The organism is Novosphingobium sp. KACC 22771, assembly GCF_028736195.1.
In the GTDB taxonomy this organism is placed as follows: domain Bacteria; phylum Pseudomonadota; class Alphaproteobacteria; order Sphingomonadales; family Sphingomonadaceae; genus Novosphingobium.
In genome coordinates this window covers 683613-707422 of the sequence record NZ_CP117881.1, presented here as the reverse complement: position 1 = coordinate 707422, position 23810 = coordinate 683613, and the positions used below count along the sequence as shown (strand labels likewise).

Sequence of the window (23810 nt, the reverse complement as noted above, 5' to 3'; positions counted from 1 at the left end):
CCGAACGGGAAGATTGCATAGGTGCGTCAGAGTTTCAAGTGGCATTCTTACCGAACGGGAAGAATGGGGCTACCAGTATAGCTCATGACCCGAATTCTTACCGATCGGTAAGCCGGAAAGCCCATCACATACTCAATTCCAGACTCTTCTCCGGCTGATGGGCGCGCTGGAAGGGATAGCCTTCGACCTTGAAGTCCGGCCCCATGCCGCCGGGAACGCGCACGGCATTGTGCCAAAGCCGCTCCTCCTCGCGCTGAACCTGCTCAGCAGTTCGTACCTCCCGCCCCGCAACAGGCTCGTGCACGCCCTCGGGCAGATCCTCCCTGCCCGCCTTGCCCAACACCTCCAGCGCTGAGAGCTTCTCGGCGGAATTGCGTAAGGCGGCACGTTCCAGCCTCGGCGCGCTGTCGATCACCAGCCTTGGCTGATCGGCAATGCGGGTCAGTGCAACGGCCATGGTGCGGGATGAGGCGAGCCGCGTCTCGGTGCTGTCGATGACGACGATCCCGTGCCGCGTCGTCACACCCTGCGCGGCATAGGCATTGAGCGCATAGGCCAGATCGAGTTTGCGCAACGCCGGATCATCCAGCGCCAGTGTCAGCTTGCGATCCCCCGCCAGCGCGATGGTGATCGAGTGTTGATCCAGCGCCTCGACCTGTCCGGCTTGAGCGTTCAGCACTCCCAGCTTGTGGTTGTTGGCGCTGAACCGCACGCGGTCGCCTTGATGCAACGCGATGGTCCGCTCGTCATACACGCTGACGGCATCCTCCTTCAGATTATGCGCCAACCTGTTGGGCGTGAAAGCAACGCGCCCCTGCGCCGTGTCCAGCAGCACCTTGTCTCCCTTGTGGCCCACGACCCGCCCCATCGTGCCTTTGGTAAATCCTTGGCGCGGCATGGCGTTGCGGAACTCGACGATCCGCCCGCGTTCATAAGGCTCCAAATGCCGCACCTGTTCGCGAGTCAGGTTCACACGATCCAGGATCGGGATGGCCACGCCCTGCTTGCCGATCTCGCCACGCGCTTTCAGCACCGCTTGCGCCTGCGTATTCGCCTCGGCGCGCAAGGCCCGCCCTGCGGTGAGGAGCAAGGTCTGCTCGCGCTCCTCACGCGGCAGGCTGGCCCAGATGGCGACCGCGTAGGAGGCCAGATCGCCCGATGGCACCTCATGCATATAGGGATTGAGCAGCCCCATCGCCTTGTGCAACTGCCCCTGATCGAGCAGCGGCGCGATGGTCTTCATGATGCCCGATTGCGCGCGAACATTGTCGGTCAGCTCGGCGGTGGCGAGGCCCTGAGCCTGCAAATCGGCAAAGGGCTTGCCCGCCTCGACCGCACCATATTGCCGCGTATCCCCCACCAGCGCGAGGCGGGCAACATCAGCGCGATGGGCAAGCCGCATCAGATCGGCGGCCTGACGGCTGCTGAGCGTCGAGGCCTCGTCAACGATGATGACGGCGCCTTTGAGTTCCGCGAGCGACTTGTCCTGCAACGCCGCCGGCGCATCCGTATTGAGCAAAGCGCGATGCCGCCCAAGAAACGCCGCGACCGAACTGGACGGCACACCCAGATCCTCGCCCAGCTTGCGCGCAATCTCGGCCCCCACCGCGAGCGCCATCACGGGCCTTCCCTGTTCGCCCGCAATCCGCGTTACAGGCTGAAGCATGGTCGACTTACCCGCGCCCGCCACACCCTGCACACCGATGACGCGATCCTTGGCCTCAAGGATCAGGCTGGCGGCAGCCTCCTGCTTGGACGAAAGGCGGCGCAAGCCCATCTCGCGCGCCACCTGCTGCACTTGCGGCGCGGCCAATCCATCAACCAACTGCCCCGCCTGATCCTTCCCCTGCGCCCAGAACGCAATCACCTCCTGCTCCAACGCTACCGCGCCGCGAGTTGTCATCATCGCCCCATCGGGATCGGTCAGCAGGATGCGGCGTTTGGCCAGACTATCGATCCGCGCCTCGATGTCCGCCACCTGCATCGGCCCGCCAAAGGACAGACTGGCGCGGATCAGGTCAAAGCGGCTGAAGCCCGCCTCGTTCTGGCTGAGATGCCGCACACCCGACGCCACCGCCTGCGCGGCGGCATAATCCTGCGGCGAAAGCCTGCCCGGCCCTTCCGGTACCAGTGGGTCCTTCTCACGCGGGGCAAGGCCCATGGCGGCAACGATAGCCTGCCCCTTGGCGGCGACACCCTTGATGCCATCGGCCACCTTATCCCAGATCGTCCCGCCGCGTGCCATTTGCGCCAAAGCGGCCTCGCGCAAAGGCGCAGGATCAAAGCCAATGCTGGCAGCGCGCTGAGCCCAAGCCGCCCGATCCTCCTGGCGCGAGATGCCGGGATCCTTGGCCGCACGGGTCGAGAGTGAGGCCAGTTCCCGCTCAGCCGCAGTCCCGCCCCGCCCACTGGCCTCCAGCGCGGCGGCGATCTCCTCGCGGCGGGTAGAAAAGGCCATGATGTGTTCGCGCGAGATGCCTGCAATCTCGAACTGGCCATAGGCGGGGTTCTGCGCGGGCGCAGTGTGATAGCCCAAGGCCTCGATCCGCGCGCGCAGATCGGCATTGTGGACGGCGGCGATGGTGGCCTGCTGAGCATACAGCGGATCATTGCGCAAAGCGCGCCACGCCCCATCGGGCCGCTGGGTGGCGTTGGCGATCACGGCATGGATATGCAGCTGCGGATCACGGTTGCGCGAAAGATCATGGGTGAACAGGCCCGCGACCATATTGCCCGTCTTCACTGGCTGCTGCGTGCGGCTCTTCTCGTCAAAGCGCCGCGCCTCGATCAGATTGCGCTCGACCCAGCCCAGGGTTGCCTTCACGCTGGCCTCAAAGGCGGCGAGCAACCGCTGATCCCCGCCAACCAGCGCCATCAGCGACACCGACTTGGGCGCGGAGAAGGCCATGTCGAGGCCGGGGCGATGGTCCTGCCCCGAAGGTGTGGTGATGCTGGCGCCATTGGGCAGGCGCCCTTCCAGCACGGCCTCGAAAGCGGCGGTGGCGACGGATCCAGCCAGCCCCAAAGCCTCGGCGCCGCGCCCGTGCCATTGGCTGTGGTCGGCCCCTTCGCCCTCGGTGTAGTAATTGTCATGGGCATAATAGCCCGCCGCCCCGCTGGCGGAACTGACCGCGCCGATCGAGATCATGGGTGTTTGCTCCGGTGTTTGGTGGGCGTGGGGGTGGGTTCCGGGCGAAGGTCGATGATCTCGGCCGGGGTGGGCTTGACCGGCACGACAATTTGCCAAGGGTAGCGGTGCAACAGCCCCCAGAAGAGCATCAGCGCCAGCAATGCGCCGGCCAAGATCGCCACGAACTGCGCCGCGAGGCTGTTGGGATCGACCAGCGGCGGCGGAGGCGGGAGTTTGGCGAGGGTTTGAACACTCTGTTCCAGGCGGGCGAGGATGTCCTGCATCGCCACCTCGCTGGGCAGGCGGGCGAGTTGCTTGGTCACGCGATGTTCGAAGCCCCCCAGACTAACGTCCACCCGCTCAGCAATCACGCCAGCAAGCTGCGCCTCGGCCCCGGCATCCAGTGCGGCGCGCGCGGCCAGCGCCTTGCCGAGCCGCAGCTCGCGTCGGTCCATGTCGCGCAGCACGCGGTCGAGGTCCAGGGCCATGCGTTCCAAGCTGTCCAGGAATTGCGGTGTGGTGACCAGCAGCGGTTCCGGCGCGACGGGCGCCGCGATCACCGCAACGCCAACCTTCCCCGCCGCGCCGATCGCCTCGCGCACCAGCGCGCGGAGCAGCTCGGGACGGTTGATGCCGCGCTCCGCCGCCAACCTGTCGACCTCGGCCAGCAGCGCATCGTCAAAACTGACGTTGAGTTGCGCCATCAGCGGCCTCCTAGGTGGCGAGGCGCGAAAGTGGCGGAATTGCGCGGTTCTAGGGCCAATCTAGACCTATAGGCAGGCAGCATTCGCGAAATGCAGCGCACGGTATGAAGTCGCCACCACCTAGATAGGGCGGCATAGAAAACGACAAACCTCTGATTTACGGCAATTTCATCACCTAGAACCGATGCTACCCGGTAGCGTGGTGTGTGCCTGATTTGCCTTACACCACCGCTCTCAACAAAGGGATGTTTGGAGGACAGGCGGCAGAATCCGGCCCCTGTGGGGGAACCATCCCGGTCGATAGGCCGATGAACAAGCCCAGCCATCAATCCGCCCTCCGCAGATCAGACTGGACGCTCGGGCGGCTGTACACCTCAACTTCGAACGTGACCCAGCGCAGACCGGGCCGAACAAGCCCACCGGCCTTGCGCAGGCGAACGGTGGCATGGGTTTCCAGCCAATCGCGCACGCTTTGGTTCGGGCAGATCACCTTCAGGCCGGGATCGGCAAAAAGGTAGGCCGATGGGGCAAAGAACCGCTCCCACATGCGCGACGGCAGCTCGCGCTGCAAAGCCTCACGCAATTGGCCCGAATGCGCGTCCTCGCGCTCCTGGGCCAGAACGGGCGATGGCAGAGGCAGCGTTACTGCAACAGGCGCTGCTGGCACCGCGAACAGCCCGCCCGCCCGTGCTGAGCGCATGACCTGCTCATGCACCTTTTGCACATGGGCGGCCCAAGTGGCGTTCCAATCGGCCTGACGCAGACCGCGCCCCAAAGCCTCCTGCTGGAAAGCCTCGCCCTGCGCGGCATAGGCATCGCCGGGCCACTCGCTGGCCATCTTGCGTGCCCACGCGGGCAAATCCTCGACCGATGGCACCTGCCAGTCGCTGGGCATCGCGCGGCGCGGCCTGCCCGGCGAGGGGGGCTTCAAGGGGGAGTCTGTCTTTCCAGAATCTTTGTTTGAATCAGGGGTGACAGTTTGGCCCCTCCCTCCCGCGTCATTCTGACACCCGGTCGGTGACAGACTGTCACCCAGCCCCAGTCTCGCCTGATAGCCGACGAGCACGAAGCCGTTGGCCCGTTGTGCGCCATTTGCATGATGGCGCGAGACGCGCCGGATCAGGCCCAGCCCGCCTTGCGAGACGGGTGCCTCCAACCGATCCAGCGCACGCTGGACGGTGCGCTCCGAGGAACCGACGCTTTCGGCGATGTCACGCACGCTGCGGAATTTGCAGAAGCCATCCGCCCCGGCCCAACTGGCAATGTGGAGGAAGACCTGGCGCAAGGCGATGCCTTTGACCTTGCGCTCGACGGCCCAATCAATGACCTCTCTGGCCATGGCGCTGGTCCTTGCCCTGAGCGGCGCATCAATAGACGCGCTGGGGCAGACCGCCCAACCATGCCTCGATATCCTGAGCTCGCCAGCGGATCTGACTGCCGCCGATGCTGACCGGCGCGGGGCATCGGTTCTGACGGATCAGGCGATAGAGCGAGGAGCGGCTTTTATAGCCGCTGAGCCGCAGCACATCATTGGCCGTGAGCAGCATGGGGGCAGGCAGGGTGTTGGTCATGGCGGTGCATCCCGTGTGATGGCGATGCAGCAACGGTCATCACAGGCCGGGAGGGCTGTCGAACGCTTCCGGATTTCTTCCGGATGGAAGAAGAGATTTTTGAATAAAATATAGTAAAAACAGATTAATGTGTGTTGGGGTTTGGCTAGGAATTCGAGATATTTTCCGACATCCGACACCGGCCGCCTTCAACCATGAGGTTCCCGCAGGTCACAAAAAGTCTGTAGGAGGGCTACGTTAAGATGTAAGCGCCGTTCCGGCCCCACCTTGCGCGGATTTATGGCTGTTGCAGATGGGCGTGCATGGATGACACGAGGTTTGCGAGCGCACTGGACACCGACACTGAAGCGGCTCTGAGGCCGGCTCGGCGGGTTGAAGTTCTGACCGAGATGGCCGGACGGCGGCGCATCTGGACGCTGGAAGAGAAGTTGGCGCTGGTGGCCGAGATGGAGCGCTGCGGTAATATCGCGGCGCTGTCTCGGGAGCGCGGCGTCAGCACATCCTTGCTCTACACGTGGCGGCGTGAATTGCGTTATGCGGCTGAGGCCAGCCAACTGCCTCCACGCCAGGAGCCCATGTTTGTGCCGGTGGTGGCCAAGGCCTCGCCATCTGTGCCCGGCGATGGGATGGTGGAGGTGGAGATCGGCGGGACCTTGGTACGGATCGGACCATCGGTGCGGATCGATCTTGCGGCGGCCATCCTTCAGGTGCTGCGTGCTGCACCATGATCGGCATCGGCCAGAGCACGCGGGTCATGGTAGCCACGCGCCCGGTGGACTTCCGCAAGGGACCAGATTCCTTGGCTGCGCTGGTGGGTGCCGATTACGGCGGCGATCCCTATTCCGGCGTGATTTATGTATTCCGGGCCAAGCGGGTGGACCGAATTAAACTGGTGTGGTGGGACGGCACTGGCCTTTGCCTGATGGCCAAAAGGCTGGAGAGCGGTGGCTTCAAATGGCCGGGCATTCAGGATGGTGTCATGCGCCTGACATCGGCACAATTGGGCGCCTTGTTGGAGGGGCTCGACTGGCGCCGCGTGCATGGCGGGCGCAAGCCCATTGCCCCGCAAATTGCCGGTTGACGGGGCCTTCAGACGCTGATTCAATCCGTTCATGCTGATGGAAGCGGACCTGCCTGATGACGTTGAAGCGCTGCGTGCGCTCGTCCTCGAGCAGGCTCGCGAGCTCGAAGCGCTCCAGCATTTCAGGGCCCGGGCAGAACGCCTGCAGGCAATCATCGACGCCCTCCAGCGCCACCGCTTTGGCCGCCGATCCGAACAACTCGATCCTGACCAGTTCGAACTGGCCCTTGAAGACATCGAGACCGCGCTGGCCGAGGCCGAACAGGCCCGCGACAAGGCAAGCCGCACATCGCCGCCACGCCCGCGCAAGACCAATCGCGGATCCTTGCCTGCTCATCTCGAGCGGATCGAGCAAACCGTCGATGTCGAGCATAAGGCCTGCCCCTGCTGTGGCGGCGGGTTGCACCAGATCGGCGAGGATGTCTCCGAGCGCCTCGATGTGGTGCCCACAACCTTCCGTGTGCTGGTCACGCGCAGACCGCGTTACGGCTGCCGCTCGTGCGAGAGCGCCGTTGTGCAGGCCCCGGCACCAGGGCGTATCGTCGAGGGTGGCATCCCCACCGAAGCACTGATCGCGCAGGTGCTGGTGGCAAAATACGCTGATCACTTGCCGCTGTACCGGCAGGCGCAGATCTACGCCCGCCAAGGCATCCAGCTTGATCGCTCGACGCTGGCCGATTGGGTCGGGCGGGCAGCATGGTATTTGCGTCCCCTGCGTGACCATATTCTCGAACGGTTGCGTCAATCCGAGCGCCTGTTTGCGGATGAGACAACCGCACCAGTCCTTGAGCCGGGGCGCGGGCGAACCAAAACCGGCCAGATCTGGGCCTATGCGCGCGATGATCGTCCATGGGGCAGGATGGATCCGCCGATGGTGGCCTATGTCTATGCGCCAGATCGTAAGGCAGAGCGGCCAGAAGCCCATCTGGGCGGTTTTGCGGGCATTCTGCAGGTCGATGGCTATGGGGCTTATGCTGCGCTGGCCAAGCGACGCCAGCAGTTGCGGCTTGCCTTCTGCTGGGCGCATGTGCGCCGCAAATTCTACGAGTTGAAGGACAAGTCGCCGGTTGCCCTCGAAGTGCTGCGCCGCATTACCTTGCTCTATGTCATCGAAGCGGACATTCGCGGCCTGTCTGCCGAGCAGCGCAGGGCAGCACGCCAGGAACACAGCCGCATCCATGTCGATGACCTTCACCAATATCTCGACGCGCGGCAGCGGCAAGTCAGCGCCAAGTCCAAGATCGGCGAGGCTATCAATTATGCGCTCACCCGCTGGGACGGCCTCAGCCGTTTCCTCGACGATGGCCGCATCGACCTCGACAGCAACACCGTCGAACGCAGCATCCGGCCCTTGGCCCTTAATCGCAAAAATGCGCTCTTTGCTGGTTCCGACGAAGGCGGGGACAACTGGGCGGTGATCGCCACCCTCATCGAAAATTGCAAACTGTGCGGCATCAACCCGCACACCTGGTTGACCGAAACCCTCGCCAAGCTAGCCAACGGCCATCACGCCACACGCATCGGTGAGCTCATGCCCTGGGGCAATGTGGGCTGAAAACAGCGCTTACGTTAAGATTCAAGTTAAGCGATAATTTGCGGACTGGATGGGCGGCAAGTGGAACATTGCTGCCGTTTCAATTTAGGCGGCGAAAGGCAGATTTTGCCAAATGTGGCCATTCGTTCGTGAAGATATGGATGGTTGCTATTGGGCACGCCCCAGATAGTGCCTTTTGGGTTCCAATGTCGGTAACGGATGACGTTCAACAGTGTGCACGCCACACACATTCACCGCGCGACGAACGGCGGTTATCCTGGCGTATCGGCAATCGAGTTCTGCTGAAGCTAGTTTTCTTGCCATTCAGGCCGACTGCAAACTTACCCGCGGAACACGGTCACCAAGTAGTTCCTCCAACCAATCGATGCGCCCACCGCGGGCTTCGCAGCAAGTAAAGAACGCGCGTTGGGCGGCCCGGGTGAACGCGACAAAAAACGCGTTCAGTTCCTCATCGGCATCGGGTTGCAGGCTGCCCCAACTTCGGCTGTCGAGACCGAAGAAGATCATCGTGTGAAATTCGAGACCCTTGCTTTTGTGGATCGTCATGAGCGCAACCTGATTAAGGCCTTCGAAGCGATCCAAAGCCTCGCTCCAGCTATGGGATGCATCGATAGATTCTTCCAAAAGTACCACGAAACCGTCGACCACGCGCGCGAAGTCCGCATCACGGTAGTAGGCGGGAGTGGCGCTGCGTAGCGCATTTTCGCCGATAGCCTCGATCAAACTCAAGACCAGGCCTCGCACTTCGCCTGCGTCCAGGGACAAGGTCTGCAAGGTTTTACGCACGTGCCGGGCAATGGTGGAGAGTTGGTCTGCCAACTGACGCTGACCGGCAGGATCATCTTCCATGACCGCCAAGACTCGGCCCATTTCATCATGGGCACATGTCCAGGCCGCAGCGTTGCGGCGGCTAACACCGAGGCGTAAAAATGCAATGAGCAAGGTGGTCAGGTCTTCTGCCAGAAGGTCCTGAAGAGCGATCGCACCCACGTTGCGAGCAAGGTTACGCAGCGTGACCCCGACCGCAGCGAGCGCGGGCTCAAGCTCGCTCTCGACCCGATCGACCCGCTTTCGGGCAAGAACGGCAATATTGTGGGGCGCGACGCGGCCCGATCCGATCTCCCGAGCGATCCAGCCAGCAAGTGCGGTAATCTCCTCATCCCGATTTTTGAATTCCCAGATCGCGGCGATGTCTCCATCGACGAGCCGGTCCTGTTTGGCCTCCGGCAGCTCGACTTCTGGATCGATCCGGCGGGCGATCTGGTGCTGAATTTCGACGAGGTCGGCGTGCGAACGCCAATTGCAGAGGAGGTCGATCGAGCGTGCATGCGTCAATGCGTTGAACTCAGCAAAGGCATTCTTCATAGCGCCCGCCCAGCCCATGATTTTCTGCTTGTCGTCGCCGACCGCCGTGAGGGCAGTCGATCCGGCGCCGAACGCGGTCTTCACGAGGTCGAATTGCGGATAAGTCGTGTCTTGGAATTCGTCTAAAAACACGAAGGCATAAGTCGATCGCAACGCCTGAAGGATTTTGGGATTGGTCCGCAGCATCAGTTCGACCAGCCGGTTGATCATCGGGAATGTGAGAAGACACGCGTGATAGCGCTCGTACATCTCATGCCAGAAGCCCTGCAGAATCTCCCGTGTCCGCGGCTTGATGTCGGCGTCCTCGAGCGGCAACGGCACGCGCGCGATCGCTTTCGTCAAGGCATCGGCAGCGACGTTCGGTGCGCCAGCGCGACGGAGGAAGGCACGGACCTGATCGTCAGTGACAAAGGTGATCTCGTAATCGCTCGGCGGACGGTAGGCTTCGGGGATCGCGTCGCGAAACTGGTCGAGCAGATGCTTGGTAAAGGCATCAAAGGTCATTGAGGAAAAGCGCCTTGCCTGCTCGGGTGGGCACCGAGCGGCAACACGCTCAGCAAGGTTGCGCGCCGCGTCGCGTTTGAAACTGATAGCAAGGATCCGCCTCGGGCGCGGACAGATCCCGGTCTGCAGCAAGTACGTGGCCTTCTGTGCCAGGAATTCCGTCTTGCCGGCGCCCGCTCCTGCCGTGACACAGACATTGAGCGTAGTTTCGTGCAGAGCCTCCCAAGCGCGCGGCTCCAGGTCAGCAACGCCTTGCGGTCGCCAGTCGGCCGGGCGGATCAGGGCCATTTAGCTAACAGCCCTACGCACGCGGTTGATCAGAAGCTTGAGTTCCTTGGGCGCCTTTGCGGCAAGGTCGGCCGGCGTGATTTCCGACAAGGCGCGAAGATGGGCCTCTGGCTTACTCTCACCGAGAAACAGGTAGGGATACCAGGTGAACTCGAGGTCGTAACCGCTGCCATACAACGCTGGATTTCCGCCGGTCTTCAGTACGCTAGCCTTCTTCGATGCGACAGCCTGTGCTCCGGTCTGCGGCCCTTGTCCGCCACTGCGAACTTGCTGGTAGGCAGCAGGGAATAACATCAGCATCGCAAAATCGATGTCGATCGGGGAGGAAAAGTAGACGCCTTCGCGCCGCAGGGCTCGCAGCCAAGCGTGATCCTGATCTTGGTCCAAGAGTTCAGCATCTGCAACCTCGTCGGTTAGGTTGAGGTCGATGTCACCGTCGGCAACGTATTTGTTTGCCGACAGGTCGTTGCCTATCGCCGCGAGCTCCTCAATAACGCTGGCAATAGCCTTGGCACCGCCGTGTTTCCGACCCAGATCGAGATCGATCAGCGTGGCGTAAGGGATTTTGAGATCAGTTAGCATCCGCCAAAAGTGGGCGACAAAGCGTCCACCTAGCGGTACGATGGGCACGAATGACCGGTCGAGCGCGAAACCCATGGCGTTGGCGATGCTCGGCAGAACAATCGCTTCGGAATCACCCTCGGCAAGGACTACATAGCGGGCGAAGTAGAGCTCGGGATAGGCGCGAACCGCCAGACGGACGAATTTGCGCGCCTCGGTCCCCGACGCCGGTAGCGTCAACGGTCGAACGCTTGATCGACGTGCTTTCTCATCCAAGCGGACATACCGCACTTCCTCCGGCTCAACCCTGCTGAGGATGCTCGCACTATGGCTCGAGATCATCACCTGGGCTTCCTTCATCGCGCCTATCTCACGGCCCTGTTCCATGATGCGTGTAAGGAAGAAGGGGGAAAGGCTGTTCTCTGGCTCTTCGATCGCTAGGATGGTCAAGGCCGTGCGCTTGAGGCGCTCCTGATCGAAGTGGCTCTCACCAGCACCGGTGGCCAAAGCATCCTTCTCAATTTCCAGAACCGCGGCAGTAAGTGCGATATGGAAAAGCGATCGCTGCCCGTCGCTCAGCTCTTCAAGGCGGCGAACACTAGCGCCATTGGTCGCAGAAAATATGAACTCTGTCCGCTGGAGCAACTCTTCTAGGCGACTTTCTATCAGTCGCAACGACGGGGCGGCGTCAGTGTCGCCCTGATGAACTTGGGCCCAGCGTTTACTTAGCCGCTCGATAATAAACTCGGTTGGCTCCTCCGTGTCGAATTCTTCCTGAAGCGATGCACTGGCCGCTTCGGCGGTCTCGTGAAGCGCTTGTGACCACTGCGCAGCTTGCCAGAGCCGGCCCTTTAGCAAGCCGGTTACCTGGTCGAAGGCATTGCGCATAGCCGGCACGTAGATGAGTTGGATCAATGAACGATCGATGGCCGCGACCTTCGCACAGCTATCCCAGTCGAAGGTGTCATTAAGCGATTGGATCCACCTGACCTCTTCCGTGATTGAGCCCTCTGGCGTGAGGTCTTCATCCCAGGTGGCCTGCAGACGAAGGCGCAGCTTCAGCGGTTCTCCTTCCGCAGATGCCGCCATGTGGTAGAAGACGTCCGGCACACTGGGGTCATCTTCGTCAGCGGCGAGTTCGGGGAAGCTTAAGATACAATCTAGGCTGAGCATCGTGCCGGAAGCGAGATCATCGTTCTCAGCAGGGATATGAAAGTCGGATTTCACAATACGGCGCTGCGAAGCGCTTATGCCGAAAAGGCGCAGAAGACCTAGGAATACAGCGGTTTTTCCCGAACCATTGTTCCCCACCAGCGCCGTAAGATCTGGCTGCCACGTAATCGTTGCCGCATCGGGACCGAAGCAACGGAAATTTGTAAGAGTTAGGCTTTCCAATTTCATGGCGAGATTCATTCTCTTGGCATCCAGGGTTGCACTGTCATTGCTCGGCAAGGCCAATGTGGCAACCTATGGGTGTTGCAAATTCGGAGATTCTTCAGATTTTGGGATACCCGCGTTTCACGTCGAGCCCAAGGTGAGCGCTGCCGGACAGATGAGGGTTTAATATGAGGACGCATGATGCCGGAATTTGACGACGAGGATTGGCACGAGCTGCTCGCTGAACTGCGCCTGATCGTTATCGGGGCGGGCTTTGCCGATTGGGACTCTAACATGGTCAGGGCGCTCCAAGAGGAAAGCGAACAAGAGGATCGGCTAGTCATGGGCTGGGACGCGGCGCGTGGGGCTTTTTTTGATTATGCCAAAGGCTTTCGCAGCTTTCTGAGCGTGCGCTCCGCGCGCAATCTTGCCCGGCTGCGTAGGGACTTTAGCGATCTGGTCGCTGGCGATCATGGCGGCGGCGTGCTTCTCGCCGATCCGTCGGGCGAGCTCAGCGTATCGCTGTTGGAGGGGCAATCGAGCGATGCGCTCATAGCAGAGATCGATGCTTTCGTTCACGCTCTGCTCGAGGATGACGGCTATTTCGATGGCCCGGAGTTCTCGGTATGACCGGTAGCAAGCGCAAGCTCACCCCGCGATTCGCGCTGAATCGGCTGCGCCGCGCTTTCCAGCGCGAGCTCGGTCTTGGCGCGACCAGCGCGCGTGCCCTGCTGAGCAGCGCGACATTGTACGACAAGGCCTATGAGCTTTCCTGCCTGACTGAGACGATGAAGGAATTGCGCCACCATCTGGCGGGCGCGACCTTTACCTTGAAGGGGGGGGGCGGCGCTCACCTTTCGCACCAAGGGTGGTCCGATAGCACGCGGGGCCTGGGCCTATATCGAGCTTGCCATAGCGGGCGCCGTCCAAGCTGAGCTCTGGGTAGACATCGAATGCACCGCGCTCAGCGCCTGGCGACAGGGCAAGGCGGTGCGGTCGCCCACCTATGGTCTTGCGCACGAACTGGATATCGTGCTGGTCAAAGCTGGAACCTCCGGCCGCCCTACACCGGAGGTGCTGTATATTATCGTCGAGGCCAAGCATCGTACCTTCAACAAGGCGCTGCTTAAGGAGCTTCTCGGCGTGCGACGCGAGACCGCCTTCAAGGGGCATAAGGCAAGCCCGTTCGCCTGGTGGTCGCCGCATCGCCCGATCGCCGCCAACCCACCCTGCGGGCTCGTCCTGTTCTGCTCCAGCCCAAGCGTGACCCGCTATACCGACCCGGCTGACTATTGGGGAATCGAGATGATTTATTTCCCCTATTGACGGCGGGGCAGGCTGACCGCCCGCGTGTGGGCGAATTGACCTCACCGGCCCGATTTCGATCGGTCGCCGACGTCTGGCGGGTTTCGCCGGTCAGCCCAATGACGGATTTTGGCGCAAGCCGACGTTTGCCGAGATGCACTGGAAAGACGTAACTTGGTCGCTCACTGCCATCGCTACTCGACAGTTCTGCTGACTGAAACACCAGTGGACCGCGCTTGGTCATAAGCGGCCAGCGAATAACTGGTGCTCCGCCCGCCACCTTCATCCTTGACCAGGATGCCGCGCTGGACCAGGTCGTTGATGTCGCGCAGCGCCGTGTCTGACGATGTCTTGGCCAGCGCCGCCCATTTCCGGTTGGTCAGCTTGCCCTCGAAACCATCCAGCAGCCGGTTAATCACCTTGCGCTGACGCTCGTTCAAGGGCTGATCCGCCAGCCGCTCCCACACCCGCGCCTTGCGCATGACATCGCCAAGGATGGTCTCTGCACCATCAAAGGCACGGTCCAGGCAGGCAATGAACCACAAGAGCCAAGCCGTGATGTCCAGCCCGCCCTTCTGCGTCGCCTCCAGCATGGCATAATAATCCTGCCGCTCGGCCCGAATTTGCGCAGACATGCTGTAGAAGCGCTGCGCCGTGCCCTCGGCCCGCGCCAAGGCCTGATCGGCAATCGCGCGCGCGATTCGTCCGTTGCCGTCGTCAAACGGGTGAATGGTAACGAACCATAAGTGCGCAACGCCAGCCTTCAGCACCGGGTCAGGCGCAGCCGTCGCGAACCATTCTAGAAACCGGTTCATTTCGGCGTCCAATCGCTCCGCCGCTGGTGCCTCATAATGCACCCGCTCACGCCCGATCGGTCCGGATACAACCTGCATCGGCCCACTCGCTGCCGTGCGCCAGGCGCCAACCGTGATGCGGCTCATTCCGCTGCGCCCGGTGGGAAACAATGCGGCATGCCAGTCAAACAGCCGCCCGGCTGTCAGAGGCCGCGCATAATTCTGCGTAGCGTCGAGCATCATCTCGACAATGCCTTCGACATGGCGGTCGGCATCGACCAGCCCGCCGACATCCATCCCCAAGCGCCGCGCGATGGAAGACCGCACCTGCTCCCGGTCCAGCACTTCCCCCTCGATCTCACTCGACTTGACGACATCCTCAGTAAGAGTGCGCAGCACAGCCTCTTCCCGCAAAGGAAAGCCGAAAGCCTCCATTCGGCCAATCAACCGCCCCTGACGATGGCGCACGGCAGCCAACGGCTCGGCAAGCCGCTCATTACTCCAGTGCAGATGGGGCCAATCGGCCAGCTCGTGGATATAGGCCATAATCACCGCGCCATTTGCGGTGATTGCTACCATCATTCACCGCAAACGACAATCACTTCCACTGCATGATGAGCGGCGAATGTTATTGTCGCTTGCGCTCTATGATCCGCATTCGATGCATGATGCCACCTGGCGCTGAATTTCAAGCATCAACTTACCGCTGACCGGCGATGAGCAGGCATGTCAGCTATAACAATCTGCTGCGACTGTTCATCCCAAGCATAATAAATGCGGAGGCAATTTTCAGGTGCCCTTGAATTGCCTCCCGTCTTAACATGCCAATTTGCCGACAATTTTTGCGATTGCCAGTCGAATGTAAATTCGTCGCTGCCGCATAGGGAATTTTTGATACCCTGCTCCACCGTTGCATCTCGGAGTGGGCCACCGCCCTCTAAAAATCGCTGGCGACATTCATCAGCGAGCCAGAGCAGGCACCGAGCTACTTGGCCAGCATCTCCGTAAAGTGCCTTTTTGCAACCCCGACGAGCAGCGCCAGTGAGCACAACCCGCCCAACCAAAGCAATGTCACACCAATCTTCAAAATCTTCCCATGTTTCTGGATGAGGAGGAAGCCCCGCACCTGCATCTCCGCTATCCGCCAATATTTGAAGAAGATGCTGAACTCTCGCCGTTGCATTACGCTCGCGCAATTCTGCTTCTTCTGCACGGCGTTGAGCACTTCGCTCTTCATCAAGCGCGTATTTCTCCATCTCCTTGGCCTCTGCCAATTCTTTGGATAATGCAGCAATACTATTATTGGCAGCGAGAAGCTTTTCAGTGTCGTTTGCCCCACTAATGGTCAAACGATCTTGTTCCGTCTTGCGTGCATAGCTACGTAATTGCGCAAATGGCAGGATGTCTTCACCCAACCGAACCATACGCGTACTAAATTGCGCCACTCGGTTCCGAATTTGATGGTCAGCCAGGGCCGCATCAGCATCGGTTTGGAGCCTTGCCCCCAACCAAAGCGGATGGCCAAACTGGTCGGAACCATCGTCAAGGCCAGGCATGTAAATGCGAATGCCACGGTCGAACACAGACAGCTTTTTACCAAATTTTTTGGTCAGAGCCCAAGAGGTTTCCGGCAAAATTGCGGCGACATACGCCAAGCCACAGACGGCTGCTGCCAAATCTTCGATATTAAGCGCTAGGTCCGGATTTTCTCGATCCCGTGCCGATACGACAATGACTGGCAAACGTCGTGAGGGGTCTTCAAGCAAATCAAGAAGATCGTCTTGATCCTGCTCGCTCGCAATATACCAAGGCTGTGTGGAAAGCGCATAGCGTCCACTTGTCAGGCCCACGTTTTCGATCAGTTGCCTGATATAGCCAGGAGCCGCCGGCGCGATGTTCAAGTCTGGCTCGGAGCTACCAACTATCAATCTTGCAGCAAATCGAGGCCCGCCCTCTTCTGTTTGCCAGATGATGGCCTCCGATGTCCAGATTCGGCCCGGCACTGTTTTATCCGGGTCCTCCTGCCGCAAAGCCCATGCGCGAATCTCTGGCAGGTCAACTTCAACTGCGCTGCTGCTCCGCCCCGCTGCCAACAGTTCAAATGCACGCCCGGCCATGGCATCAACCGGAAGTTTTCCGCCACTACGCCGTTGAGCCCACCTCAAAATTTCTCGCTGTGCGCTTTGGATTGCGTCGTCAGTGGAGGGCAATTCACATGCGATGTGGAGGACGTGATGCTCACGTGCCATGCGGGCAGATAGCGGAGCCAACGCATCTCGAAAACTGTTCATCTCACTTCCCTCTGCTGCGTAGTGACACGCCCTGCGTTTCCCGATATCGCCCGCCCGACATCGTCATCCGAACACCTCTGCCGACAGACTGGCGGCCATGGCTTCAGCCTTCTTGGCGACGTGGTCAAGGGCGCGGGCGGTGGCTTCGAGGCGCTGGGCTTGTTCGGCGAATACGGTTTGAAGCGGTAAGTCCGGGAGGGGTATCTCCAAAGTGGACAGGCGCCCTTTGGAGATACCCGGCATGGAAGATGCCGAGCCGCTGGCGAGTTGCCTAATCACCGGTCGGAAGGCAGGCAGGTTGATGAGGGTGCTGAGATAGCGCGGCCCGAAACGGGCGGGGTCACTTGGCACCAATCGAAAGATCGTGTCGGGCAGCATCCTTTTGCGGCCACTGCCGTCGGCTACGGCGGCAGTACCGACGAGATCAATTGTGTTCTTGCGCGAGAAAAGCAAATCACCCTCGTGAACTTCGAGGTCTTCGCGAGGTAGGATCGTGTCCGGCAGTAGCTTTGCCTCCGAACCGATAAAACCCAGAAATTTGATCGCGCTAAGTTTCAGTACGCCCCATTGATCGGGATCTGGTGCGCCGTCACCACAAACCGGGCTCCAGCCGCTATCAATTCGACCGAGAAGGCTCCCCAACTTAACCACCGGCCACCCTTTAGGATTCGTGGTGGGGTCGCCGAACATGTCAAGGAAGAGGGCGGGAATGATGGCGCGGGCCTTAGCTCGGGCGGCATCGGCGCGACGCCTGATCTCCGCCGCGCGGTCCAGCAGGCCCACAATCCGCCGTTGCTCATCAAGCGGCGGGAGTGGAACTTTTGCAGCCTTAATTAGGGAAAGAGGTAAAGACGGCAGACTTGTAACCTGCGCTTGGGAGCGGGGATCATACCGCTGCGACCAATGAAACAGGTAGGACGGCAACACCCTTCGCTGATTGGGTATGATCGTGGCGAGGTGCGACACGACATAAGCATCCTGGCCTAGCATCGCACGGTGATTGAGGTTTACCGAGGCGCCACTTTTCGGGATCAGCAGTGTCCCTGCTGGGTAAAGGCGCAGTTTACATTCGCGGACGGCCCGTGATGAAACCCGATCCGTTGTTTCAACTAAGGCCGGATCAATATGATAGCGCCCGACATCCTGCATCCGGACAAACGGATGGCCATCGGTACAAAAATAATCTGCTCCCTGCGGAGCAGGATTACCCGCAGAAATATCTGAAATATCGTTGAGATCGACTTCCGGCCAGGAATTCACGCTGGCTCCCCCCGCAATTCCGCCGCGAGCATTTGAATGTCGCCGAGGATTGTTTCCAAGTCCTCTTGCAATTCTTCAAGAAGCTCACGCGGGTTACGGTGGATGGCCGCCTCGCGGCTTTCAGGGCGATAACGCGAAGCGGACAGGTTCCAGTTCTCGCGCTCGATCGTGGCGGCATCGGCGAACCACCAATTTTCGGTCCATGGCTGCGCGAGATCGCGCCCGCTCCAATCGGCCCACATGTCATCGCGACTATTATAGGCGGCGATCAGGCCAGGCAGGTCGTCCGCCTCGATCGGCTGTTCATGGTTGGCATCGAGCCTGAAACCATCGTTGCTAGCGTGAAGGAACATCACGCGCTCAGTCCGCCCGCCCTTGGCGAAGACAAGCACCGAGGTTTTTACCCCGGAATAGGGCTGAAACACCCCGCCGGGCAGCGACAGCACGGCCTCGACCCGATTGTTCTGCATCAGGATGCGGCGCAATTCCTTGTGCGCCCCGGTCGAGCCGAACAGCACGCCTTCGGGCACGACCACACCGCAACGCCCATCGGGCAGCAGATTGTCGATCATGTATTTGATGAACAACAGCTCGGTGGCCGTGCTGGTGCCAATCTTCACATCATCAACAATGCGATCACGGTCTAACCGCCCGGAAAACGGCGGATTGGCGAGTATGACGTTGTAGCCATCGAGCGGCAGGTTTTTCTCCGCCTTCATCTGACGGTCGAAACTGGTGGTCAGCACGTTGCGCTTCAAAATGCGCACATCGGGCAGGCCGCGCAGTGCCAGATTCATGCTCGCCAGGCTGACCATCTTGGGATCGACATCGTTGCCGTAAAAGGTCTCGGCGCGCAGCTTGCGCCATTGGGCATCGTTCAGGCGGTCACCATAGCCGCGCTCGAAGGTCTTGCCCTCCAGCTCCGACACTTCGCGCCCGTTGGCCGATGAATTGGCAAGCCGAACGTGCTCATAGGCCGCGACCAGAAAACCGGCGGTGCCTGCGGCGGGATCATAGATGGTTTCGCCAATCTGCGGATCGACCAGATCGACGATGGCGCGAATGATGTGGCGCGGAGTACGGAACTGGCCGAGTTCGCCCGCCTGCTTGATCTGCCGCAAGACGTGTTCAAACAAGTCACCCTTGGTGTCCGGGTCGGACTGTTCGAGGCGCAGTTCATTGACCAACGTGACGACCTGGGTGAGCACCGTCGGCTCGTCGATGGCGAGGCGCGCCTGCGCCATAAAGCTCATGCCGAAGGCGTCGCCGATGGTGGCGAAGAACGGAAACACTTCGTCGCGCACAAAGGTCACGAGCTGTTCGCCCGACAGCGCATTGGCCCAGGACGACCAGCGCATCCGCTCGCGCGGGATCACTGCCACGTCCTTAGCCGGGGCGTTCAGCGGATTGCGGATAGTCCAGTCGCCTGCAAACAGGGAGGCGTAATCCCGTTTGGTCGCTTTGGCCTGCCGCAAGTTCGCCGCGTCGATGCCCTCAATCATATAGAAGAAAAACAGAAAACTGAGCTGTTCGGCATTTGACAGCGGATCAGGATATCCGCCGCCATAGAGGTAATCGCGAATTTGATCGACCTTGCGGCGCATGTCGGGGGTAAAGGGCATTAACGGGCCTTCAATTGGTCGGTTTTTCGGTACGGGTGCTGCCATCATCGGCGCCGCCCGGGGTTTGGGGGCCGAATACGGCCTCATTCATGTCGGCCAGCACGCGGTCAAGCTCTACCTCGCTGCCGAAAACGGCACGGGCGCGTTCGAAGCCACCGTTCATGGACAGCGGCGGCATATCAAAGCGCCAGCTTTCAAAGTTGGCCATCTCTGCCGCATTGGCCTTGATCTGCTCCTTCACCAGATGAAGCAGGCGCAACTGATCAGAATGGAAAGGTTTCCCGTCCAGCCAGGTTTCGAACGCGGCGCCCAATTCCTCAGCGCGCGCCTCGTCAACATCCATGAAGGCATGGCCGGTTTCATCGACAGTGACCCATTCGCGGGTGGTCGGATCAATTTCGTCATGTACGTCGAGCGTGAGCATCCGGCGCGGCTGCCCGGTCGGTGGCTTCGCCGGGCGGACGACAACTACGCCGCCCTCGCCGGGAGCCTCATCATCGCCATGGCGCAAGGTTACGCCAGTAAAATCCCACATGGTGAAGCGATCTTTGCCCGGCGCCTGCCGAGTGCCGCGCCCGCGCATCTGCTGATAAAGGATCGACGAATGGGTGAAGCGCGCCATGATCAGGTTACGCACGTCGGGACAATCAAAGCCGGTGTCGAGCATGTTTACGCTGACAAGGATTTGCGGAAATTCCTCTTTCTTGAAGCGCTTGATTTTCGCCGCGCCATCAACCGTGTCCTCCGGCCCTTGGCCCGAAACCACGAAATCGGCATAGCGGGTGGTCGGTGACGGCTTTTTATCGGCAAACAGTTCATCAAACATGCGTGCCAGCGTTTCGGCATGGCGCTTGGTCACGGCGAAAACGATGGTCTTGCCCGGCTCAGGCGCGCGTCGCACGCCATTCGGGCCGACGTACCCATTTTCGAGGACATCGCGGAATTCCCGAACCATGGCGCGGTTGCGCTGCGGGATCGTGAATTTGCGCTCCAATGCCGTGGGGTCCACCCGAATTGGGTCTTGCTCGGCAAACAGGGTTTCGAGTTCGTCGCGCGTATGCGGATCAAGCGCATCCCAGTCGATTTCGCTGCGCGCTACGGGGAAGCCTTCTGTCGCAGCCGTCCTCGCGGTCATCGCCCGATAGATTTCATAGGGCACGAGATGCCCGTCAGCGATCGCCTCGCTCATCGAATAGCTATATGTCGGGCGATCAACTTCAAAGAAGCGCAAGGTATCGCGGATGGCGACGCGATCCTCCTCATCGACATCGGGATCATCGCGCATCACGCATGGCGTGGCAGTCAGGCCAATCTTCACCCCGTCAAAATGATCGAGCGCGCGGCGCCATTTACCGTAGATGCTGCGATGGCATTCATCGATGATGATCAGGTCGAAATAGCCTGCCGAATACTTTTCGTACTCGTTGACCAGGGTTTGCAGCGTCACGATGGTCACGCGCTTCTCATCCTGGAAGCGCCGCCCGGTGCGCGGCACGCGATAGCAGGGCAAATGCGGCAAATGCTCGGCAAAGGCATCTTCGGCCTGGATCGCCAAAGTGTTGCGATCGACAACAAACAGCGCGCGCGTGGCCCAGTTCGCTTCGAACAAGCGCTTGATCAGAGCCGCCGCCGTGCGCGTCTTGCCCGTGCCCGTGGCCATTTCGACCAGCAGTTTGCGGCGGCCAGCGGCAATTTCACGGCAAACAACGTCAATACAAGCGGTTTGGTGCATCCGCCCACCGGCACCGGCAACGCGGGTGTCGATCGGCACATCGAGCGGATTACGTCGGATTTCGGTTGCGGCCTTACGCCGTGCTAGATCATCTTGGCTGAAAACCGTTTGGACCTGCCGAAAATGGGCATCCTGCCCCTTGTCGCGAAACCAAATCTCTTCGCCATTGGACAGAAAAATGAAGGGCACGTCGAGCTGATCGGCATAGCGCAGCCCCTGTGCCTCCCCTGCACTGAGGTTCACGCTGGTGCTTTTGGCTTCAAGGACGGCCAACGCCCGCCCTTGGCGGTCGAACAAGGCATAGTCTGCCTTTCCACCGTCACCCAGGACATATTCAAAGCGCACGCTTTGCCCGTCACTCAACGCCCAATCGGCATCCTTGAGCAACTGATCGATCTTCACACGGGCAAAAGCTTCATTGGCCACGTTCGATTTTTCCTAATTTCCCCGGAGACTATCCGTTCAAGACTGCTTCAAGCAAGGCCAGCCTCTGTTTCCGCCCCCGCCCGCGAGCGCCACTCGTCGGCGAGGACCCAAGTCCCATCTGCCGCGCGAAGATACCAATCCCGCCAACCATTACGCTGTGTTCCCGTGACTGCGACCGATGCGGCTGAAAATGAAGTGAATGGCTGCTCGAAGCCATCGATATGAAGGGCCTGCTGCTTGATGACGCCGAAATGATCCTTCCCATTGTAAGTGAAGGAACAGGCAGTGCCCTCTTTTGGCATGCCACCGTTTGCACCTGGATGGCCAAACTCCGGGAATGCTTCCAGCCCCTGCTTCGGCGCGATCCAGACCGCCTTGGCCACATCGAATAGTGCGGCCCCACGCGTGGCTACACAGTCTTCGTCCCAGTGCTGAAAATCATTGAGTTCGCGATTGAGCTTGAGGCTCGAATGGGCGCGCAGCGCGGGCATTTTCTCAGAGAAAGGCCCGTTCGATACCGAGGAATTCAGCGGCGATGTAATGAGCGTAAGATTGCCCAGCTTGTTGATGCAGCCCTCGCGCCTGGTTTCGGCGGTTGCCTTGTCAAAATCATACTCGCCAGGTGAAACGTGTTCAAATCCGGGCACAGGCCAATGCGTTTGCCATTTCTGCGGCATGATGTGCTCGACCGAAGGGGTGAATTTGAACTCAATGTGTTCCGACAGCGCGACCCTTTTGGCGTGCTCAATCCGCTCAAAGATATAGCGCAGGCGGGGTTGGCGGTTGTTTTTGTATTGATCACGGCCCAGCCATCCGAGCCGCCACTCATCATCCTTGGGCCAACGATCCGTTTGCGAGCCGCGCGATGATAGCCAGGAATAAAGCGCTTCGACCTTTGAGCCCTCGGCTTGCCGAAGCCGGTCGATCGCCCCAACGAAGAATCTGTTATATGCGCCGGTCGGCAAGCCACAGATGTCGCGGCGCAGGATGTAGCTTTCCAGCATGGCGAGCGCCTCGGCCAATTGTTCTCCCAAGTCCGCTTCGGTGGCAAGATACACCACCAATGGGAAGACGGTCGAAACATCGAACGCCTCGGCGAAGCGCCCGAAGCGGCCAATTACATCGTCTTTGTCTTGCTCGAAAATTTTGCGTTCAACCGCAGCGGAAGCGGAAATCGCCTCAAGTTCCTGCTCGACCGTATCAAACGGCTGCGCGTCACTGATCCAGCGGCGGTAGCCGTCAAACAGGGCATCCTTAGAGACAATATCAGCCTTTTTCATCGACAAGTGGTCGATCAGCATCCAGTCGAGCCTTTGCGCACCAAGGCGGCCCCGATAGGATTGTTGCTGCCAGAAATGGCCGTCGAGAGGCTGCCAGTGCTTTTCATAAAGAGCATCGACATTCAGTTCAGCTTGGGACTGGCCCAGCCCCTTGGCGCGCTGGAAGATGAAATTCCGCATAAGGTCACCAGGCGTCAGATCAACGCCTCGGCTGTTCAACGTCTCGAAAATGGTCTGGGGATCGTCACCCCGCTCCAGTTCGATAGACACGACAGCGAGCCCATCCTTGAGCGTCTCGAAGAGCTTTTCCAGGACCTCTTCGTCATAGGTTTCGCCTTTTCCTACAAAGGCCTCGATCTGGGCGCGAAACCAGGCATGTGCAGCGACAGATTTACGGACATGCCCCTCTTCGTCAGATGCGGGCTTGCCGATCTGGTCAAGATCGGCAGAGGGATCGATAACACTCACGAAGGCGCGGCGGTCCAAAAGCGAGGGCCAGACCTTGTATCGTTCGCGTGCCGGTTCCTGCATAATCCCATCGTTGAGCAGGTATTTGCGGATTTCGTCGGCATAGCCTGACCCATTGGCGCTGGCCACGTCACGCAGAGCCGCAAGCAGCAACTGGAATGTCGATAGACGCTGCTGGCCATCGATCACTTCAAAAGCCCGGACTTCTCTACCGCTGGTATCGATTTGCGAAATCACCATCGCCCCCATGAAATGGGGTGAAAGCGAAGCCCTGCCTGCAATGAGCTTTTTGTAGGCCCGCATGATATCTTCCCAAAGCAATCGAAGTTGCGGCTCTACCTGCCAAGCATATTGGCGCTGATAGAGGGGAATAAGATAGCGGCGTTTGTCGTCAAACAGCTCGATGATCGATCGGGAATTGGGCTTCACGTTTGACTCTACTCTGAAGGTTATCCTTCGATGAGGTCAGGCAATTTCCACAGGCGGTCAAGCCCGA

At 60.2% G+C, this 23810-nt stretch carries 18 protein-coding genes; 6 read left to right on the top strand and 12 right to left on the bottom strand.

The window, feature by feature from the left end; all coding sequences use genetic code 11:
• Positions 1 to 124 precede the first annotated feature (124 nt).
• From mobF to PQ467_RS03145, 4 genes are all read right to left on the bottom strand, one after another.
• Positions 125 to 3148: a MobF family relaxase gene (gene mobF / locus PQ467_RS03160; RefSeq protein WP_274175104.1), complete on the bottom strand. Its 3024-nt coding sequence runs from the start codon at positions 3146 to 3148 to the stop codon at positions 125 to 127.
• Positions 3145 to 3834: a CopG family ribbon-helix-helix protein gene (locus tag PQ467_RS03155; protein WP_274175103.1), complete on the bottom strand. Its 690-nt coding sequence runs from the start codon at positions 3832 to 3834 to the stop codon at positions 3145 to 3147. Before PQ467_RS03155 ends, mobF begins: the two co-directional genes overlap by 4 nt.
• A 325-nt stretch (positions 3835 to 4159) precedes the next feature.
• Complete coding sequence (locus PQ467_RS03150; RefSeq protein WP_274175102.1) at positions 4160 to 5173, bottom strand: hypothetical protein; 1014 nt, start codon at positions 5171 to 5173, stop codon at positions 4160 to 4162.
• A gap of 28 nt (positions 5174 to 5201) precedes the next feature.
• Complete coding sequence (locus PQ467_RS03145) at positions 5202 to 5405, bottom strand: helix-turn-helix transcriptional regulator (RefSeq protein ID WP_274175101.1); 204 nt, start codon at positions 5403 to 5405, stop codon at positions 5202 to 5204.
• Between the two features lie 302 nt (positions 5406 to 5707).
• Here PQ467_RS03145 and PQ467_RS03140 point away from each other — a divergent pair, with 302 nt between their 5' ends.
• From PQ467_RS03140 to tnpC, 3 genes are read left to right on the top strand one after another with little or no spacing between them, the layout of a single operon-like run.
• Complete coding sequence (locus PQ467_RS03140; protein ID WP_274173094.1) at positions 5708 to 6133, top strand: transposase; 426 nt, start codon at positions 5708 to 5710, stop codon at positions 6131 to 6133.
• 26 nt (positions 6134 to 6159) lie between these two features.
• Positions 6160 to 6486 (top strand): IS66 family insertion sequence element accessory protein TnpB, encoded by a 327-nt coding sequence (tnpB, locus tag PQ467_RS03135; protein WP_274173093.1) that lies wholly within the window; start codon positions 6160 to 6162, stop codon positions 6484 to 6486.
• Positions 6487 to 6517: 31 nt separating this feature from the next.
• Complete coding sequence (gene tnpC, locus PQ467_RS03130) at positions 6518 to 8041, top strand: IS66 family transposase (protein WP_274173092.1); 1524 nt, start codon at positions 6518 to 6520, stop codon at positions 8039 to 8041.
• A gap of 303 nt (positions 8042 to 8344) precedes the next feature.
• Here the strand turns inward: tnpC and PQ467_RS03125 are convergent, their stop codons facing one another.
• A complete protein-coding gene (locus PQ467_RS03125) occupies positions 8345 to 10198 on the bottom strand; it encodes a UvrD-helicase domain-containing protein (protein ID WP_274175100.1) in 1854 nt (617 codons plus the stop codon).
• Positions 10199 to 12160 carry an ATP-dependent nuclease gene (locus PQ467_RS03120; protein WP_274175099.1) on the bottom strand — a complete coding sequence of 654 codons (1962 nt, stop codon included), beginning with the start codon at positions 12158 to 12160 and terminating at the stop codon, positions 10199 to 10201. It lies immediately after the preceding gene.
• A gap of 174 nt (positions 12161 to 12334) precedes the next feature.
• Here PQ467_RS03120 and PQ467_RS03115 point away from each other — a divergent pair, with 174 nt between their 5' ends.
• The 3 genes from PQ467_RS03115 to PQ467_RS03105 are packed head-to-tail and all read left to right on the top strand — an operon-like array spanning position 12335 to position 13462.
• Positions 12335 to 12766: a hypothetical protein gene (locus PQ467_RS03115; protein ID WP_274175098.1), complete on the top strand. Its 432-nt coding sequence runs from the start codon at positions 12335 to 12337 to the stop codon at positions 12764 to 12766.
• A complete protein-coding gene (locus PQ467_RS03110) occupies positions 12763 to 13071 on the top strand; it encodes a hypothetical protein (protein ID WP_274175097.1) in 309 nt (102 codons plus the stop codon). The genes PQ467_RS03115 and PQ467_RS03110 overlap by 4 nt, the downstream gene beginning before the upstream one ends.
• A gap of 55 nt (positions 13072 to 13126) precedes the next feature.
• The gene (locus PQ467_RS03105) at positions 13127 to 13462 is read left to right on the top strand and encodes a hypothetical protein (RefSeq protein WP_274175096.1); all 336 of its coding nucleotides are present in this window, start codon (positions 13127 to 13129) and stop codon (positions 13460 to 13462) included.
• A gap of 173 nt (positions 13463 to 13635) precedes the next feature.
• On the opposite strand, the gene PQ467_RS03100 is transcribed toward PQ467_RS03105, so the two are convergent.
• The 6 genes from PQ467_RS03100 to PQ467_RS03075 form a co-directional block, all read right to left on the bottom strand.
• Complete coding sequence (locus PQ467_RS03100; protein ID WP_274175095.1) at positions 13636 to 14781, bottom strand: Fic family protein; 1146 nt, start codon at positions 14779 to 14781, stop codon at positions 13636 to 13638.
• Between the two features lie 149 nt (positions 14782 to 14930).
• Positions 14931 to 16526 (bottom strand): hypothetical protein, encoded by a 1596-nt coding sequence (locus PQ467_RS03095; protein WP_274175094.1) that lies wholly within the window; start codon positions 16524 to 16526, stop codon positions 14931 to 14933.
• Between the two features lie 63 nt (positions 16527 to 16589).
• The gene (locus tag PQ467_RS03090) at positions 16590 to 17786 is read right to left on the bottom strand and encodes a restriction endonuclease subunit S (RefSeq protein WP_274175093.1); all 1197 of its coding nucleotides are present in this window, start codon (positions 17784 to 17786) and stop codon (positions 16590 to 16592) included.
• Positions 17783 to 19456, bottom strand: a complete 1674-nt coding sequence (locus tag PQ467_RS03085; RefSeq protein ID WP_274175092.1) for a class I SAM-dependent DNA methyltransferase — start codon at positions 19454 to 19456, stop codon at positions 17783 to 17785. Before PQ467_RS03085 ends, PQ467_RS03090 begins: the two co-directional genes overlap by 4 nt.
• The gene (locus PQ467_RS03080; RefSeq protein WP_274175091.1) at positions 19419 to 21566 is read right to left on the bottom strand and encodes a DEAD/DEAH box helicase family protein; all 2148 of its coding nucleotides are present in this window, start codon (positions 21564 to 21566) and stop codon (positions 19419 to 19421) included. The genes PQ467_RS03085 and PQ467_RS03080 overlap by 38 nt, the downstream gene beginning before the upstream one ends.
• Before the next feature lie 47 nt (positions 21567 to 21613).
• Positions 21614 to 23743 carry a DUF262 domain-containing protein gene (locus PQ467_RS03075; protein WP_274175090.1) on the bottom strand — a complete coding sequence of 710 codons (2130 nt, stop codon included), beginning with the start codon at positions 23741 to 23743 and terminating at the stop codon, positions 21614 to 21616.
• Positions 23744 to 23810 lie beyond the last annotated feature (67 nt).